Source organism: Helicobacter trogontum, assembly GCF_000765905.2.
Taxonomy (GTDB): domain Bacteria; phylum Campylobacterota; class Campylobacteria; order Campylobacterales; family Helicobacteraceae; genus Helicobacter_A; species Helicobacter_A trogontum.
On the sequence record NZ_JRPL02000104.1, the window covers coordinates 1 to 609 of the forward strand.

A 609-nucleotide genomic window follows, 5' to 3' on the forward strand; every position below is an offset into this window, starting at 1 on the left:
ATTCAGAGATATGGCAGAGTGTGCTGATGCATCGTATGCAGAGTTGCATTGTGTGTTTGAGAATGTGCAATGAATATCATTAAAAAATATCTCACACTGAAGAAAATTATAATATTTCTTGGCGTAGTATTTGTGGGCTTATTTTTCGTTGGTGGGTGTAGTTTTAAATATATGGATTGGCAGTATTATAAGTTTAGGAGTTTGGCAGAAAAAGAAAGTGATTTTTATGTAGCTGACCCAAAATTTTTTGATGAAATTCAACAAGAAAATTTTAAGCGTAGTAGGAAACTTTCGAATGGCTATGGCGTAGAATCTGAAGAAACCGCCGACTTCACAATGATAAACAATAGAATATACGAATATCGTTTTACTAAAATGTATTTTATAGATTCGTAAATCAAAAACATATAATCTCATATTATAGAGTTTTTAGGTATATAGAATATGGCTTATGGCCAGATGGTGATGAAGGTAGAGGATTCTATTGGAAAAATAGAAGATATATAAATTTCGTCTTGAAGGACAATATTTTTTATTATAATAAAGAAAATGGTAGCTTTATTGAAGGAAAATGGGTTAAAGGAGAATGGCGTGCTGACAAATAAAGAA

1 protein-coding gene is annotated in these 609 nt (G+C 31.0%); it reads left to right on the forward strand.

Features of this window, described 5'->3' with window-relative positions:
• Positions 1–69: 69 nt before the first annotated feature.
• A complete protein-coding gene (locus LS81_RS11075; protein WP_052096498.1) occupies positions 70–396 on the forward strand; it encodes a hypothetical protein in 327 nt (108 codons plus the stop codon).
• Positions 397–609: the final 213 nt, after the last annotated feature.

Coding starts and splice junctions, on each gene's coding strand:
- LS81_RS11075 (WP_052096498.1), top strand. CDS start 70: ATGAATATCATTAAAAAATATCTCACACTGAAGAAAATTATAATATTT.